The 15,901-nt window shown below is 54.1% G+C and carries 17 protein-coding genes and 1 pseudogene; all 18 read right to left on the reverse strand.

Going from position 1 to position 15,901, the window contains the following annotated elements; translation table 11 throughout:
• Positions 1–60: 60 nt before the first annotated feature.
• The 18 genes and pseudogenes from HEQ60_RS10945 to gmd all read right to left on the reverse strand — a co-directional run bounded on the left by HEQ60_RS10945 (position 61) and on the right by gmd (position 15,847).
• On the reverse strand, positions 61–147 hold the full coding sequence (locus HEQ60_RS10945) for a hypothetical protein (protein WP_416046628.1): 87 nt from the start codon (positions 145–147) through the stop codon (positions 61–63).
• Entirely contained in the window at positions 132–383 is a 252-nt protein-coding gene (locus tag HEQ60_RS03505; protein ID WP_168069525.1) for a glycosyltransferase, read from the reverse strand. The genes HEQ60_RS10945 and HEQ60_RS03505 overlap by 16 nt, the downstream gene beginning before the upstream one ends.
• A 12-nt stretch (positions 384–395) precedes the next feature.
• On the reverse strand, positions 396–1,196 hold the full coding sequence (locus HEQ60_RS03510; RefSeq protein WP_168069526.1) for a glycosyltransferase family 2 protein: 801 nt from the start codon (positions 1,194–1,196) through the stop codon (positions 396–398).
• Positions 1,189–2,472 carry a hypothetical protein gene (locus tag HEQ60_RS03515; RefSeq protein WP_168069527.1) on the reverse strand — a complete coding sequence of 428 codons (1,284 nt, stop codon included), beginning with the start codon at positions 2,470–2,472 and terminating at the stop codon, positions 1,189–1,191. Before HEQ60_RS03515 ends, HEQ60_RS03510 begins: the two co-directional genes overlap by 8 nt.
• On the reverse strand, positions 2,469–3,197 hold the full coding sequence (locus HEQ60_RS03520) for an FkbM family methyltransferase (RefSeq protein WP_168069528.1): 729 nt from the start codon (positions 3,195–3,197) through the stop codon (positions 2,469–2,471). The genes HEQ60_RS03515 and HEQ60_RS03520 overlap by 4 nt, the downstream gene beginning before the upstream one ends.
• A gap of 35 nt (positions 3,198–3,232) precedes the next feature.
• Positions 3,233–4,201: pseudogene (locus HEQ60_RS03525) on the reverse strand (GDP-mannose 4,6-dehydratase).
• Positions 4,202–4,211: 10 nt separating this feature from the next.
• A complete protein-coding gene (locus HEQ60_RS03530; RefSeq protein WP_168069529.1) occupies positions 4,212–5,333 on the reverse strand; it encodes a glycosyltransferase family 4 protein in 1,122 nt (373 codons plus the stop codon).
• An 18-nt stretch (positions 5,334–5,351) separates the two neighbouring features.
• Entirely contained in the window at positions 5,352–6,173 is an 822-nt protein-coding gene (locus tag HEQ60_RS03535) for a class I SAM-dependent methyltransferase (protein ID WP_209315383.1), read from the reverse strand.
• The gene (locus tag HEQ60_RS03540; RefSeq protein ID WP_168069530.1) at positions 6,170–7,087 is read right to left on the reverse strand and encodes an N-acetyl-alpha-D-glucosaminyl L-malate synthase BshA; all 918 of its coding nucleotides are present in this window, start codon (positions 7,085–7,087) and stop codon (positions 6,170–6,172) included. Before HEQ60_RS03540 ends, HEQ60_RS03535 begins: the two co-directional genes overlap by 4 nt.
• Complete coding sequence (locus tag HEQ60_RS03545; protein ID WP_245183734.1) at positions 7,080–8,036, reverse strand: UDP-glucuronic acid decarboxylase family protein; 957 nt, start codon at positions 8,034–8,036, stop codon at positions 7,080–7,082. The genes HEQ60_RS03540 and HEQ60_RS03545 overlap by 8 nt, the downstream gene beginning before the upstream one ends.
• On the reverse strand, positions 8,020–8,421 hold the full coding sequence (locus HEQ60_RS03550) for a cupin domain-containing protein (RefSeq protein ID WP_168069531.1): 402 nt from the start codon (positions 8,419–8,421) through the stop codon (positions 8,020–8,022). The genes HEQ60_RS03545 and HEQ60_RS03550 overlap by 17 nt, the downstream gene beginning before the upstream one ends.
• A complete protein-coding gene (locus tag HEQ60_RS03555; RefSeq protein WP_168069532.1) occupies positions 8,418–9,287 on the reverse strand; it encodes an SDR family oxidoreductase in 870 nt (289 codons plus the stop codon). The genes HEQ60_RS03550 and HEQ60_RS03555 overlap by 4 nt, the downstream gene beginning before the upstream one ends.
• Positions 9,277–10,644: a B12-binding domain-containing radical SAM protein gene (locus HEQ60_RS03560; protein WP_168069534.1), complete on the reverse strand. Its 1,368-nt coding sequence runs from the start codon at positions 10,642–10,644 to the stop codon at positions 9,277–9,279. The genes HEQ60_RS03555 and HEQ60_RS03560 overlap by 11 nt, the downstream gene beginning before the upstream one ends.
• The gene (locus HEQ60_RS03565; protein WP_168069536.1) at positions 10,645–11,616 is read right to left on the reverse strand and encodes a glycosyltransferase; all 972 of its coding nucleotides are present in this window, start codon (positions 11,614–11,616) and stop codon (positions 10,645–10,647) included. It lies immediately after the preceding gene.
• A complete protein-coding gene (locus HEQ60_RS03570) occupies positions 11,616–12,431 on the reverse strand; it encodes a class I SAM-dependent methyltransferase (RefSeq protein ID WP_168069538.1) in 816 nt (271 codons plus the stop codon). Before HEQ60_RS03570 ends, HEQ60_RS03565 begins: the two co-directional genes overlap by 1 nt.
• A complete protein-coding gene (locus HEQ60_RS03575; protein ID WP_168069540.1) occupies positions 12,421–13,752 on the reverse strand; it encodes a flippase in 1,332 nt (443 codons plus the stop codon). Before HEQ60_RS03575 ends, HEQ60_RS03570 begins: the two co-directional genes overlap by 11 nt.
• Positions 13,749–14,711, reverse strand: a complete 963-nt coding sequence (gene fcl / locus HEQ60_RS03580; RefSeq protein ID WP_168069542.1) for a GDP-L-fucose synthase — start codon at positions 14,709–14,711, stop codon at positions 13,749–13,751. Before fcl ends, HEQ60_RS03575 begins: the two co-directional genes overlap by 4 nt.
• Positions 14,712–14,716: 5 nt before the next feature.
• Complete coding sequence (gene gmd, locus HEQ60_RS03585; RefSeq protein WP_168069544.1) at positions 14,717–15,847, reverse strand: GDP-mannose 4,6-dehydratase; 1,131 nt, start codon at positions 15,845–15,847, stop codon at positions 14,717–14,719.
• Between the last annotated feature and the right edge of the window lie 54 nt (positions 15,848–15,901).

The following is a 15,901-nucleotide window of genomic DNA, read 5'->3' on the forward strand; positions in this document are numbered from 1 at the left end:
CGCCGCTCAGAAACTCCTCGTAGAGCCTTTCGCCAGGGTGCAACGGTTTCGATGTTGCTCTCACAGGGTTCTTGCTCGTTCTTCACTTAGCCCCGAGAGTTCCACCATGCGTCGCGCCAGGTCCATGATCTTCACGGGTTGGCCCATGACCGGCACGAACACAGCACAGCGTCCAGAAAGCCGACGACCGCGCCCATAGCGCAGCTCAGGCCTTTGTGCATGGCGTCTGTCCGGCTCTGAGAGCAGCACAAGATCGGGGGGTACTGATGGACTTCTCCCACCTGAACAGTGCCATCGCTGGACCAACCATCAATCATCAGGTATTCGACATCGGGATGCTTCTGGCTGGCCACCGAGCGCACGGTTATAACAAAAAAAGGCAATGACGAATATCTTCATCCACCCAAGCTCGAGCGACGGCAGATTCCACGCAAGACATAGCCGAGTTTCCCGTAGCCCAAGGTTAGAAACAACCGTCTTGCCTGATAAAGGCGTCTTGTCCAGACGGACGGCTCTCGACCACCAAGAATGGTAGAGAATTCCTCCATAAAGCCCGACTGGCTGCTGCTGGTCTTTGTGGCATCGTGGTAACGGAGTGCGCCCCAATAGGATGGAACATGTCGCCCATGATCGGCATACTGTAGCACGCGCAAGAACCACTCGTAATCGAAGCAGTAGTGCAGGGTCTCATCCAGCCAACCAACCCGATCATGGAGGCAACGCCGCCAAAACGCAGCCTGGTTTGTAAGCACCATACCTTCGGCCAGAAGGGATGTGTATGTAGGGCGCACGTAGCATATGTTTCTGATAAGTTGATCATTCTCATCGATAAGCTGCATGTCGCCAATGATCAAGCCGGCACTCGGCCATTGACGAGCAGCTTCAGCAAGCTGCGCAAAAGCCCCTGGAAAATACACATCGTCCGAATTCTGCCAGCCAACCCAGTCCCCGGTTGCACGTTGTAACCCCTTGTTGATGGCATGCGATTGTCCCCGATCCGGTTCACTCACCCACCAAGCCAAATGATCCGCATACTTTCGGATGATCTCGACACTGCCATCCGTCGAGCCACCATCGACGATAATGTACTCAAGATTAGGATATCCCTGATCAAGCACGGAGCAGATAGTTCGTTCGAGGAATACAGCCTGATTGAAACTGGGCGTAACAACAGTAATACGTGGCAATTCATGCACGACTTGGCTCCCCGCCAGCGTTTGCGCGCAGACTGGCAGCAATACCCACGACCAGCCAAGCACCCGCAGCCATCAGGTAGGTGCCATAGAACTGGTCTGAAACCAGAAAGAGAACAAACAAACCAGCAACAAAAACATGCGCAGGCTCGATCCTGGCCTGCCTGGTTAACAGCAGAGACTGCAGAATCTGTCCTGCAGTCAGAAGAAAAAGACCGATCTGCAAACCACCGCCAATCAACCCTAACTCTGCGAAGCCTTGCAGGATCGTGCTGTGTGGGTACCAACCGGGCCCTGTGCAAGAGAAATCGCCGAAACGGGCGACACCAACACCCCAAAACTGATTCTGCATAAACATCGCCCAAGCTTCACGATACATCACCCAACGCATCGCCACAGAATCAATACCATCCTTGAAAGGTTGACAACTCGCCTCACCAAGAATAGGACCAAAATCCGTTGCTGTAATCGGCACAGGCACAGGCACAGGCACAGGCAGAACTAAAGCATAGAAAGCGGATACAGGCAGGAAAAACAATGCAAGCATGGCAATAGCAAGCACATAGGCTAACAGGCCCATGCGCTGCGCCAATGGTCGGTCACCCGCCGCCAAGGACACAACGGCCACAGCTGCCATCCCCCCAAGTAACCAGGCGCGCCCCATTATCCCAACCAATACAACAGTCACACACCCAATGATCGCCAGCAGAACCAACCGTCGCAAGCGCTCGTCCTTATTTGCCTGATGACCGAGGGTAAGTACACGCACGCAAAGCGCCAACAACGCTGCGGCCAACAATCCACTCACTATTAGCGGACCATGATCAAGGCCAAAGACCGGTAAGCGCCATGGACGTTCAACAACAGTCAGACGATCAAGCAATAGCAGAGGTAAAAGCGCCAGACACAATAACAGGGTTATGCGAGAGAGCAGCTCCATGTCTCTCAACATCATCAAACGCCCAAGCACATAAGGCATCATCATCATGAAGGGGATAAAACGGATATATTTCGACACACTACCGTGTTCATCCAGCCCCGGAAAAATAAATCCGCTTACAAGGACGGCAAGAACAAAGCCTGCAAAACCAACGTCAATGGCGTTAAGCCTCTTGAGCAATCCGATGCGATCGCGCAGAATCAGCAAGCACCATCCAGCTGAAAACAAATAAAACGCTACAGTTACCGACCTTGACCACGGCAAGGACAGAAAGTGAGCCAAGGCCATGACGAACATCAGGCCAAAAAGCAAAAAAGCGGCTGGATATGCTGGACTCATAGCCTGAAGAACAAACCGTCCCACTGCAGGGTACGACCATTGGCCGGGTTGACGAATGCCGGTTCGAGCGACCACAGCACAAAACCTGCACTCTCCAACCGGTCAACATACTCGCGCCAAAGATGCTGCCCTTCATACAGGGGAAGAAGCGACAGCTCCATCAGGATACCCCTCACCTTCGGTAAGGAAGCCATTGCACCATCAAGAACTTGCCACTCGCAGCCTTGTGTATCGATCTTCAAGAGCGGCGCACGCGACCCTCCAAGACAGGCATTCGCTACAGAATCAAAAGTGATCAGAGGAACCCGCTCACGCCCAATGTATGCTGACTGCGGTGCAGCCGCACTGTGAGAAGCCAACATCGGGAGGATCGAGCTACTGACTGAATTCCCCGAGATATTGATATCGATCTCATCCTGACGATCACCCACCGCACAGCGTGAATGGACTGACCAAGCTGAGTCATCCCTGCTTGCTGCCAACAATTGAGAATGTGCAGAGGTCAAAGGCTCGAAAGATAAAATTTGCCGTGCGTAACCGCCGGAGCGCAGTTCCTTTGCGAACTGCCCCTCATTGGCGCCGATGTCGATAACCAGATCAATATCGAATGCTCGCAGAGCAGCCATGAGGCGAGCCAATGGCGACGCTGTGGGATGGTAGCGATGCGCCTCGATTCCCAATCCATGCAAGAGTTTCTTTATTTTCTGTTTTGGAAGATTCAACATAACGGATTCCACACTCAACTTATCTTTTCGGCTTGCTACTTCATTTCGGTCGATTGTAGCTCATACTGGATCATCTCTCTGATAACATCCCTCATTTTCTTTTGGGCCGACCAGCCCAAAAGACGCTGCGCCTTCCGTGCATTACCGCAGTTGTAGCGAATCTCGGATGGACGGAAAATACGGGGATCCTGAAACACATGCTGCCGCCAATCCAACCCCAATTGCGCAAAGGTCACCGCAACGAACTCTTCCAGGGAGTTTACCTCCCCCGTAGCAATAACAAAATCTTCCGGCTGGTCAATCTGCAACATTCTCCACATCGCGTCTACATATTCAGGGCCCCATCCCCAGTCACGCTGAATTGCCATATCCCCGAGTGTCAAATTCTCTTCAACGCCTTGGGAAATGCGCACCGCCGCCGAAACAATCTTCCGCGTTACAAAACGAGTTGGCCGCAGTGGCGATTCATGATTGAACAAGATTCCGGTACAGGCATAGAGCCCGTAAGCAGAACGATAGTTGTCTACCAACCAGTGAGCTGTCGCTTTGGCCACTGCATAGGGGCTACGCGGATGGAAATGTGCATTTTCGTCAGCGGCCCCGGCCCCAATATCGCCAAAGCATTCGCTGGATCCCGCATTATAGAACCGAACCGGTTTACCGAGAAATCTGATGACCTCAAGTAAATTGACAGTGCCCGTCGCGATACTTTCGAGCGTTTCCGCAGGCTGTTCAAAAGACAGACCTACTGAGCTTTATCCTGACAAATTGTAGATTTCGTCAGGTTCGCTCTGGCTGATTGCCTGCAACGCACTCCTGAAGTCGTTGGCTGCCATCGACACCGTCTTAATACGGTGAAAGATTCCAGGACGCGACAGGTTGGCGAACGAAGATACCTGTGCATCACGCGATGTGCCCCAGACCTCGTAACCCTTATCAAGGAGAAACTGCGCAAGACAGGCCCCATCCTGCCCGGATACACCGCATATCAAAGCACGTCTCATGTTCCGCACTTTAAAAAAGTTTCCGATACACGCACAGCGTTTCCTCGGCGCAGCGATCCCAAGAGAAAGAACCAAGGCGAACGCGACCCTTCTCAATCAGCGTCTTGCTATAGCTTTCTGAACTCACTACGCGTTCAATGGCTTCCCGCATCGAAACAACATCTACCGGGTCGAAATACTCGCCCGCATCTCCCACCACCTCGGGAATGGAACTGGTCATCCCGCAGACGACAGGGCAATCGTGCGACATCGCTTCAAGGGGAGGGATTCCGAAGCCTTCGTATAGCGAGGGATACACAAACGCACTCGCCCGTGCATAAAGCCGGGACAACAACTGATCGCTCCCGCCCAACTGGATAATATGGCCGTTAGTCATACCCAATCGCGCCACCCTTTCGTGTTCCTCCGCACTAAATGCGCCCCCGCCAAAGCAGACCAAATTGAACCCAGCGCGAAGCTGAGGGGATGAGGCATACGCCTCCAGCAAGCGGAAAAAATTCTTGTACCCCCCGCGATTCCCCACATAAAGAAGAAACGGCTTGTCTGTTGCGGGTCCCTCACCGACGAGGTCCCCTTTCCCCCCTGTCATCAGGCCGAAACCATGGTGAATGACAGAGGTCTTTTCCGGAGGCAAGCCCAGAAGTTCGATGGCATCTCGTCGTGTCGACTCTGAAATACAGATCACATGGTCTGCCCTTCTTGCCGCCACGGCCTTATACCGGCTTGTCTTGTCACCGAGCGGGAAATCCGACGGGAATCGCTCGTGGATCATATCATGAATGGTCAGCACACGGCGTGCCCGGCGCGGCCCGAGCGAATACGGGAAGTAATAGGTCTCATGGATGACATCCGGAGACTGTGTGCGAAGCATTAAATCCCCTAGAGCAAGGCTCATACCACGAAGAAACAGCCGAGGGTAGACTGATGTAAATCGCCCAGCTCCGGGACCTCGAAACCCCGTTACGATACCCGGCGAAAGATTTTGCAAATAGGAATTGATATATAGCGGGGCTGCAATTGATACATCAAGCCCCGGAGCCTGGGCCAACCGGGATGCAATCTCGCAGAAGTAGCGAGATACACCACCATATGTCTGCGCGCAGAATATCTGCGAATCATATGCAATTTTCATTTGTTCAGCGTTTCTAATTCAGCCAATTTTCTGAAGCATGAGTTGATGGTCGCTTAGCGTTTTCGACCCCAACCTTCTGCGTATCCACCAAGGCGCAATGCGGGAAACCCCGCGCCCCGTCACGAAACGAAGAATCAACTCATCAATTTGATGCTCCGAGAATATGTGAATCCCGTTCGCGCTGGAAAACCGGAGCCCCAACCGCTTCCCAAGTATTTCCAGAGTGCGGCGCTGGAAAAATCCGATATGTTGGCCGGTAGCAAACGCGTAGTACCACCACGACCCAGGAGCAGGTGGATCGCCCGCATACAGTTCAGTTGTAAAAATCAGTGTCCGGGCACCAGAAAACGCCAAGGTTTCCTTGATGAAGGTGGCCGGATCTGTCAGATGTTCAAACACCTCAATTGCCGTGACCGCATTGCATGGACCCATTTCTGGTTTGTACTCAAAGCCTTGGGCCAAGTGGTTGTCGCAGTACTTGTCCGCCCAATAAAAATCAAACCCAAAGTCCCGCATCAAGCGGGTCAGCATCCCGTAGCCGCCAGCAGAGTCAAGGTACAGTCCCTTTCCTCTCTCACGCACTAACCAGTAAAGTACTCCTGACAGCTTGCTGGCGATAGCGAGATTGCGCATCACCAACCCTGTATCAGCAACCGCAATTGCGCTTGAGTACGCCTCATTCAGCCAGTATGGATCCTTGGCACGCAGGAATCCGCATAGAGCGCAAAGTTCGTAATTAGCCTGATACTTACCAAGGACCTGCTCTGAAAAACAGAGCCTCATCTCCCCTGAACAGATAGGACAAGCATCACTGTGGCCACTGTGAATTCCAACAGTCATCTGAACAGCCCTGCGAGCTTGTTTCGAATACGCTTTACCAAGGGAATCCGGAAGCATTTTTTTTCACTAAAGGCATCTGCCTGCATGTTTCTGATCACACCGACAGGATGGATCAGTGGAAAGGTAAGAGCATGGCTTGGCAGGTTAGCCAGTTCACTGTCCCCCGTGGTATGCGTGGCACTCGTATCGAAACCGATATTTGTGATCAGATTAACAGTCGGCAGTATCGTAGAACGACCTTCTACCCAATTGGCAAATACCCACTGGTAATCCCAAGTGTCGATCTCGCCACGATATACACGCTCGAAAATCTTGCCCCAGAACACTGCTTCTCGCTCATTTCCCACAATGTCCGCCAACCAACCCTCATCCCGTATACCCGGCCACTTGGCCATGGTCACATCATAGCTGGAGGCCCAGCGATCACGCCAACCAGCCCACCCCCAAATATGGACATACTTTGAGAAATAATAGCTGTCGTCATTACGCCGTCGGCCAAACTGAAAGTTATCACCACTGATCATGCCGATACGCTGATCGTGACGGTAACGTTCTAGAAGTTCCTGGCAATACCGGAAGAAGGTAGGGTGAGGCAAGCAATCATCTTCAAGGATGATGGCTTCTTCGACCTGCTCAAAAACCCAGTCAATTCCGCTGGACACGCGCTTTTTGCAGCCAAGGTTGACATCGGAGAAGTTGGTAAGTACCTCGCAATCCCAATCGACCCGTTGAATGATAGCTCTTGCGGCAGCCACTTTTTCCGCTTCACCTTGCCGACTGGCCCTCGGGCCATCGCCCACAACCAGAAGCATCGGCGGCTTGGCCTTGGCGATCTCTGCAAATACTCGTTCTGTACTGTCCGGACGATTGAAAATGATGAAGCCAACGGCTGTTGTCAGTTTGAAATCATGCATTCAGGAGCTTCCGAAAATAGGCGATAGTTTCTTTCAACCCATCCTCCAGAACTACTTTAGGCTGCCATCCCAACTTGGATTTAGCCAAGGTTATATCTGGCTGTCGCTGTTTTGGGTCATCTTGCGGCAAAGGCAAATAAAGAAGTTTCGACCTGCCGCCAACCAGCTTGATCACTAATTCTGCCAACTCCAGCATTGTGAACTCGCCCGGGTTGCCCAAATTGACCGGGCCAAAAAAGCCGGTCTCAGTGGACATCATGTTTATAAAGCCTTCAATCAGGTCATCGACATAACAAAATGAACGGGTTTGTTGTCCGTCGCCATAGATGGTGATGTCTTCACCACTCAAGGCTTGCACAATAAAATTGCTAACAACGCGCCCATCATTGGGGTGCATACGTGGCCCGTATGTGTTAAAAATGCGTACCACCTTAATATCTAAATTATGCTGTCGCTGGTAATCGAAAAAGAGCGTCTCGGCACAGCGTTTGCCCTCGTCATAACAGGATCGCGGCCCGATAGGATTTACTCTGCCCCAATAACTTTCCGGCTGAGGATGAACTTCCGGATCGCCATAAACCTCACTGGTCGATGCCTGAAGAATTCGTGCCCCGGTGCGCTTGGCCAAACCCAACATGTTGATAGCTCCATGCACACTGGTCTTGGTAGTCTGCACAGGATCATGCTGGTAATGAACTGGGCTGGCCGGGCATGCCAGATTATAAATCTGATCAACCTCTACATACAAAGGGAATGTCACGTCATGGCGCAACAACTCGAAATGCGGATTCTGCTGCAGATGTAAGACGTTATTTCTGGTGCCGGTAAAGAAGTTATCCAAACAAATGATGTCATGGCCTTCTTTCAGCAAACGATCGCAGAGGTGGGAGCCAAGAAAACCCGCACCACCTGTCACCAATATATTCCCAAGATTATTCATGATTTTCATATCTATAAAAGTCTGGCTTCTGAGGATCCACGGGCTGGCTCAGCAGATTGATCCACTGCGCTGTCTCTTGGATATGGAAAGTGTGTTCAACCATTGGCTTTACGATGAACACATCGCCCGCAATGAAATCGCGCGACGCATGCTCCCAGGTGCAGTCGCCAATGTCGCCACCAACGGGGCGTCGAAATGTGACATGGACCCGACCAGACAGAATTACGAAGCATTCCAACGTTGACTTGTGATAGTGGCGCCCGCGCACCGCGCCAATATCGGACGAAATCAGATTCATCTCCCGCCAGTTGCCGACGTTGATCAAGCCTGAAATGGAGCCGCGCGCATCGGTATGTTCGAAAAAACGCGGGAGGATACTGAACAAGGTGCTCAAAAAACATTCTCCAAGTCTTTCCAATCGGACGCGCAGCCGAGAGATGTCATACCATCAGGCAACAATGACAGATCAGCCTGAAAAGTACTCGCCACAAGGTCGGCCGTACCCGCTTGCAGCCGGGATACCGGTACCCCCTTCAATTCAGCCAGACGCACGCCGAACTCATAGCGAGACATCCGACAGCCATCACTGAGATGCGCCAACGTCATGTCATTGCATGTGCCGGGCACCGCGCGGCACTGCACGAAATCACGCACATGCGAACACAAACGGCCAATCGAGGTGGGAGAAAAATAGGTGTTATCGAACAGGGTCAAGGTAGTCCCTGTCCGTATCTCGCTCTCGAACCAGCGGAAGAAGCCGCCTCTGCGCCCCATCACCGCTGACACGCGCAAGATCTGCCCCGGCAACCCGGACGCCTGAAGCAGGCGCTCGGCCAATAACTTGCTGAGACCGTAAACAGTGGCTGGTCCGACTCGCGCGTCTCGGCCATACGAACCATGGCAGCCACCGAAAACATAGTCAGTCGATACGTACAGCGTCACCGGACGCAAGCCGTTTACAGCGCACGCGTCGATATAGTGGCGAATTGCCCCAACATTTAGGTCCATCGCATGGGCTGGCTCCCGTTCGCAGCGATCCACGTCCTTCGTGCCGGCAAGGAAGATCACCACCCTCGGCCTTACATCGCTGAGCAGCGCCGTCATCGATGCACGATCGCGGATGTCGACTACATGCAGGCCGGATACGGCGCGGCGATGAGCCGTTCCGCTTAGCCGCACTTCAGGCACGTCACCCAGATGGTCGAACAGGTAGCCGCCGATAAAACCGCTGGCACCGATGATCAGAACATCATCCGCCATTGATCGTCTTCATCACGGTCTCTTGGCCACCGTCGTACTTGCGGAAGTCATGCAGCACCGCCTCGGCGTCGCCGGCCTTAAGCTCTTTGTACATCTCTGTACCGGGGAAGGGCGAGCAGTGCGACAGCTGATAACTGCGACGCATGTTATCGACAGTAAAGCCCAAACCATGAATGATCTCCATGTCCAGCTGATGCGCTTCTTCGCTCTGTCCAGGCATGTCGCGCATCATCGTGATGTGCAGCATCAGATTAGGGTACTTGGTACAGAGGCGCTCCAGCGTACCACGGAAGTCCTTGCGCTCGATGCCCTTCTTCACGCGGGCAAGCACCTGCAAGTCGAAGGTCTCGATCCCGAAGCGCATGCCCACGCAGCCCGAGTCCACCATCTTCTCGTAGAGCCAGTCAGGCGAGATATCAAGGCGACCCATCATCGTCCAGGGCAGGCCGATTTCCTTTAGCAGGTCGCACAGGCGGCTGATCCGCTCGGTGCCCATGTTGAAGGTGTCGTCATCGAAGAAAATGCTGCGATAACCGTACAGCGCAACGGCCTCACGGATTTCGGCGGCAATCCGTTCCGGGTCGCGCAGCGACACTTTCTTCTGGAACATGGCCTGCGGCCACACGCAGAAAGTGCATTTAAACGGGCAACCCTTGCTACCATAGATCTGCAACTGAGGTCGCGCGGTCGGCATGCTCGGGTCATAGTAGTTCAATGCGGCCGGATAGTCGCGGAAGGGAAAGGGGATCGTGTCGAGGTCGGTGACAACCTGCCCCTCGTACACACCAGGGCGCAACTCACGGACCAGCTTCTGTGCGCCGTAGATGTACTCGCCACGCAGGATGTACTTGATCTCCGGGTAATCGCGCTGCACCTGGCTGACGATCTCATTCTCGGTGAAATGTGGACCGGCGACGGCCAGATCGGCGATCTTGGCCAGCTTGCGCGCCATCCACAGGTCGATGTCGACGGTCGGGGTAGAACATTCCTGTACGATCAGATCAGGCTTCCAGTCGCTGACGCGCTTCAGAAAGCGCTCGTAGCTGTACTCCTCGTCGGACACGGCATCGATGATATTTACCTGATGGCCATCCGCGGCGACAAGGGAGGCCGCATAGCCCATGAAGAACGGATAGTGTGGCCCTCCGTGGGGAACGTCCATCGTCCATGGCCAGCGCGATCCGGCGCGCACCCCGTAGCGGATTCCCCGACCGATGCCAAGCCTGCGCCACAGGAAGCGGATCCCCGGGATCTTGCGCAGCCAAGGATACAGCGGCACTCCATCCAATTTAAAGTCATTCTCCGCGGACGATTTCTCGCTCCGGATCACAGGGGGATTGACGAATAAGACACGCATTTAAAGCTCCTGCAAATACATCAAAAGTTTGTCAGCTGTGGCCTCTATCGAAAAGTTCTGCCGCACGAATGCACCACCCGCGCGGGCCATCCGCTGCCGCTCTTCATCGTGTGCCAAGTAATGGCGGATTTGCGTGCGCAGTTGGTCGTACCCATCAGTAAAAACAATGTAGTCGCCCAACAGGCGCTGCGCCGCAGGCACCCGATCAGAGACTAGGAATCCGTCGCAGGCCAAGACCTCAAGAGTACGCAGCGTAATCACATCCCAGTCCACACAGTCCTGAATCGTACAGTTCAGGTTGATCTTGCTGCTGCTGTAGAGGACGGGCACCTGTCCTTGCAGGATTTTGCCCCGACTGAGACGCTCAAAGCGCTTTTTATAGCGCGGCAGCAGATAGTTCTTCCAGATCCGGAACCGGGCTCGAGGGACATACCAATTGCCGAACAGGCCGAAGTCAAAGTCGGCTGCGGGCTCAAGATAGGCTTCGCTGCGTTCGGTACCCTTGATGTCGTTCCCGACATAGGCAACCTCAAAGGCCAGCGCCGGATCAACAGGCTGCGGCCGGAAGGTCGTCACATCAACGCCGAAGGGCAGGAAGATGCCTTGGTAACCCTCGCCCTGATGCAGGTCCAGCAACTTTTGCGAAATGAAGGCATAACCATCGTAGCCATGATTACGCAACGCGGCCAGCTTGCGATCACAGCCTTCGCCATAGGCATTTTGCAAATAGAGAAGGGACTTCGCCGCCCATTCCGAGCAAGGGGCATTGTCGTTCATGTACACCATCGCGTCAAGCCTGCCCTCGGGCGGCCTGTTCGGGGCATAGACTTGCACATCAAGCTCGGAGTCCAGTTTACGCAGCGCCTGCGCCAGACTGTTCGCATACAGTTCATCGCCCAGCACATTGCCCAGCTTGCTCTGCAAGCTGCCCAGGTTCCAAGTCAGATAAAAACCGATTCTCCGCATGCCCATTACCGGATCCGCTTGTACACTGCGTCCAGATCATTGGCGCCGATACGCTCAATCTCGACGAAATGCCGGGCCAAGGCCACACGACCGCCGTTCCCGTAAAAGTCTTCGGGGGCGGCGTCAATATGCGTGAGCTGTCCGCGCCAGGGCGCCCGCAGGATCAGAAGGCCACCGAGCGCGACCCGCGGCACTAGATCCTCGATGAATACCTGCGAGGGATTTTCCAGATGTTCGAGCACATCGATGCACATCACCAGATCGAAGGCCGCTTCTCCGCTCAAGCCGGCCAGGTCGATGCTGCGTACCCGCGGCAGGTGATGGCGCTCGACGCGGAATTGTATGAACTGGCGGACCATATCCTGCAGCTCAACAAGGACGAACTCAGTTCTGCCGGCGCTAAGCATTGCGTGTGCCAAGGTCACGGATGCGGTGCCGCAGCCGTAGTCAAGTACGCGGCGAGCTGCCACGACATGGGGCCGAACCGCAAAGTAGATATCGGCTGACAGGAACTGGTTGAACACGTTTGCGCAAAGGTTCGCACGACCGTTGTCGCCGTTCCAAGAGCAGTAAAAATCCATCAAGTCCCGCTTGTTATGGAACAAGGCTTCCTCGATCTGCGGCCACGCTTCCATCAGTTGCCAGAACTGGTCGTTACCAATGCCGAGGAAGGCCTCCAGATCTGCTTTAGCCTGCGCATAGTCCCGCAACAAGGCACCGATATCAGCCATCGGTCGGTTGCGCCTGCGCAGCAGTGCAGCAAGCTTGGCGATACGGAAGCGGACGCTGGCCAGACGGCGGTAGAAGTTCTCAGATAGCATTACGAATTCCAAATCTGAGTGTGATCGCATCGAAGAAGATACTCGCCACACGACGGTCGAAGAACAGGCTTATGATCACCGTCGGCATCAGCATTGAAATCAGCGCGGCATAGACCGCACCCTGCAGGCCGAAGCGTTGAATCAGCACATAATTGAACAGTAAGGATGACACGCTCCCGATCAGGGTTCCGTACATCGAGATAGCGGTCTTGCCGTACAGCACATACCAGTGACTGAAGACGGTGCTGATACTGATCAACGGAAGCAGAAAGATGTAGATGCGGGCAATGCTTACCGATTCCGCATAGGATGGCCCCAGGAGAATTTTTATAATCCACGGCAATCCAACGGAGAAGACCGCGGCAATCGCCAAACTCCCATAGAAAGAGGCCGCCATCGCCTGGAGCAGCCGTTGCCGATAGCAATCTTCGTTCGCAGCATGCAGTGAAACCAGCGTGGGATAGATCAACAGAAACACCACATTGGGCAACAGGTAGAACAGCTCGCAGAGCTGAACTGCAACGGAGTAGATGCCGACGGATCGGTTGTCGAGAAACAAGCCGATCATGACGCGATCAACGCGCATGTAGATGCTGATCAGCACCCCGGTCAGTAACAAGCTTTTGCCCTCCAACAGATAGCTGCGGATACAACCCCAATCTGCTACGCGGAGGGCGAGCGGCTGACCTTCTTTTGTGCGGTAGAATATATGGAAGAACAGGCCTGCTACCATGGCTTCAACGCCAACGGCAACCGCCAAAACCATCACGTCTGCATCTGTAACAACCGCCATGATTCGCACCAATGCGCCGATCACAAAAGCTAGGCTGCGCGCCGTCGCTCCGGTTCGGACCTGGCCTTGGGACTGATACCAGCCGTCGATCACAAATGCAGACTGGAAGATCGTGGAAAGCGCCGCCAGCAGCACGAGAACCAAAAGGCCATGATCTCCCGGCCGAGCAATAGTGGCCATGGCCAGTGCACCACCCATGCTCACGAGGGCCGCGAGCAGACGCAGCACATGCATGCTGGCAAGGACAACGCGTGCCGATGCCTTGTCCTTCACTACATCGCGGATCAACAGTACATCGAGGCTGGCCGCCGCAATCGGGGTCCACAGCGCAACAATGGCCATCGCATAGTTGAACTCGCCCAAGAGGGCGGGACCGTAATGGCGCGCTATCCAGAGGCTGAGCAGCGCGCCCGCGGCTACGCGCAAGACCTGGTCGAACAGCAGCCACCCCGAATTGTATAGCGGCCGACGCCAAGGGCTATCGACGACGGACAAGCGACAAAACCGCACGAATGATTGAATACTCATTTCCTGCACATGTGCTGCTGCATGTCCTGGTACGCGAGTCTTATACCGTCCTCAAGGCCCACTGTCGGCCGCCACCCCATTGCAAGCAAGCGCGCTGAATCCATCAGCTTGCGCGGGGGACCATCCGGTTTGTCGCGATCAAAGACGATCTCGCCCTGGTAGCCGATGACACCAGACACCATCTGCGCCAGTTCAGCGATGGTCACATCTGATCCAAAGCCAACGTTGATCAACGACATCTGCGGCTCGACTTGCGCATTATATTCGGCAGCTTCCAGATTCATCACAAAGACGCTGGCATTGGCCATATCGTCAACGTACAGGAATTCACGTCGCGGTTTACCACTACCCCAAATGACTACCTGTGGCGCGTCCGCCACCTTGGCTTCGTGAAAGCGGCGGATCAGCGCTGGCACCACGTGGCTGTTCTCGTGGTGATAGTTGTCGCCAGGGCCATACAGGTTGGTGGGCATCACACTACGATAATCGCGACCGTACTGGCGGTTGTAGCTCTCGCACAGCTTGATGCCGGCGATCTTGGCGATCGCATAGGGTTCGTTGGTTGGCTCGAGTGAGCCGGTGAGCAAAGCTGATTCGGCCATCGGTTGCGGCACCAGCCTTGGATAGATGCAGCTCGAGCCAAGAAAAAGTAACTTTTGCACATTGTTGCGATGCGCAGCGTGGATCACATTTGCCTGCACCATCAGGTTCTCGTAGATGAACTCGGCAGGGAAGATATTGTTGGCGTGTATGCCACCAACCTTGGCAGCGGCCAGATACACCTGCGTGGGACGCTCGCGCGCAAAGAATGCCTCAACCTCTCCTTGGTTGATCAGATCCAATTCGTCGTGGGTGCGGGTGAGAATCTGCGATGACTCAACACCTCGAGTACGCAGGGCGCGGATGATTGCACTACCAACCATGCCGCGGTGGCCAGCAACGTAGATTTTTTCGTCCATGAAGCTCACTTCTCTTTACTGACCTGCACGCTGAATCCATGGCGCTTCAGCAGTGCATACTGCCGGGCTTGCTCCAAATCGCTCGAGATCATTTCCGAGACCATCTGGTCCAGAGTGATCTGAGGAATCCAGCCCAGTTCCTCTTTGGCTAAAGTCGGATCACCGAGGAGCGTATCCACTTCAGCTGGACGGAAATAGTGCGGATCAACGCGCACGATCACATCTCCGGGCTTCAACGCACATGCCAAGTCGCCAGCCACAGCAGCAACTACGCCAACCTCATCGACACCGCGCCCCTCGAAGCGGAGCGTAACGCCCAAGTGAGCGGCACTTTTCTCGATAAACTGGCGAACGCTGTACTGAACGCCGGTAGCGATCACATAATCCTTCGGCTCTTCTTGTTGCAGCATCATCCATTGCATGCGCACATAGTCCTGGGCATGTCCCCAGTCGCGCAGCGAGTCCATGTTCCCCATATACAGACATTTCTCGAGCCCTTGCGCGATATTGCACAGGCCGCGCGTGATCTTGCGGGTGACAAAAGTTTCGCCACGGCGCGGACTCTCATGATTAAACAGGATGCCGTTGCAGGCATACATGCCATAGGCCTCGCGATAGTTCACTGTGATCCAATACGCATAGAGCTTGGCGACCCCATAGGGGCTACGCGGGTAGAACGGCGTGCTCTCTTTCTGAGGAGTTTCCTGCACCAATCCGTACAACTCACTCGTAGATGCCTGATAGAAGCGAGTCTTCTTCTCAAGACCAAGAATGCGGATCGCCTCAAGCAGACGAAGCGTACCGATCGCATCTACGTCCGCAGTGTATTCCGGACTCTCAAAACTCACGGCAACATGACTCATGGCACCGAGATTATACACCTCATCCGGTTGAGTTTCCTGAATAATTCGGATGAGGTTACTGGTATCCGTTAAATCACCGTAATGAAGCTTGAATCGGACATCGTCAATATGTGGGTCTTGGTAAATATGATCTATGCGCTGAGTATTGAACGAACTGCTACGCCTCTTGATACCATGAACGACATAACCTTTCTCCAGCAGAAGTTCAGCAAGGTAAGAACCATCCTGCCCGGAAACTCCTGTAATAAGCGCGACTTTGTGCTTTTTACTCACAGCTCTTCCTTAAAATAAATTTAAAAGAAATTAAATGTGCCTGCTATGCAATTT

It is taken from the genome of Haematospirillum sp. H1815, from assembly GCF_012102705.1.
Classification (GTDB): Bacteria; Pseudomonadota; Alphaproteobacteria; order Rhodospirillales; family Rhodospirillaceae; genus Haematospirillum.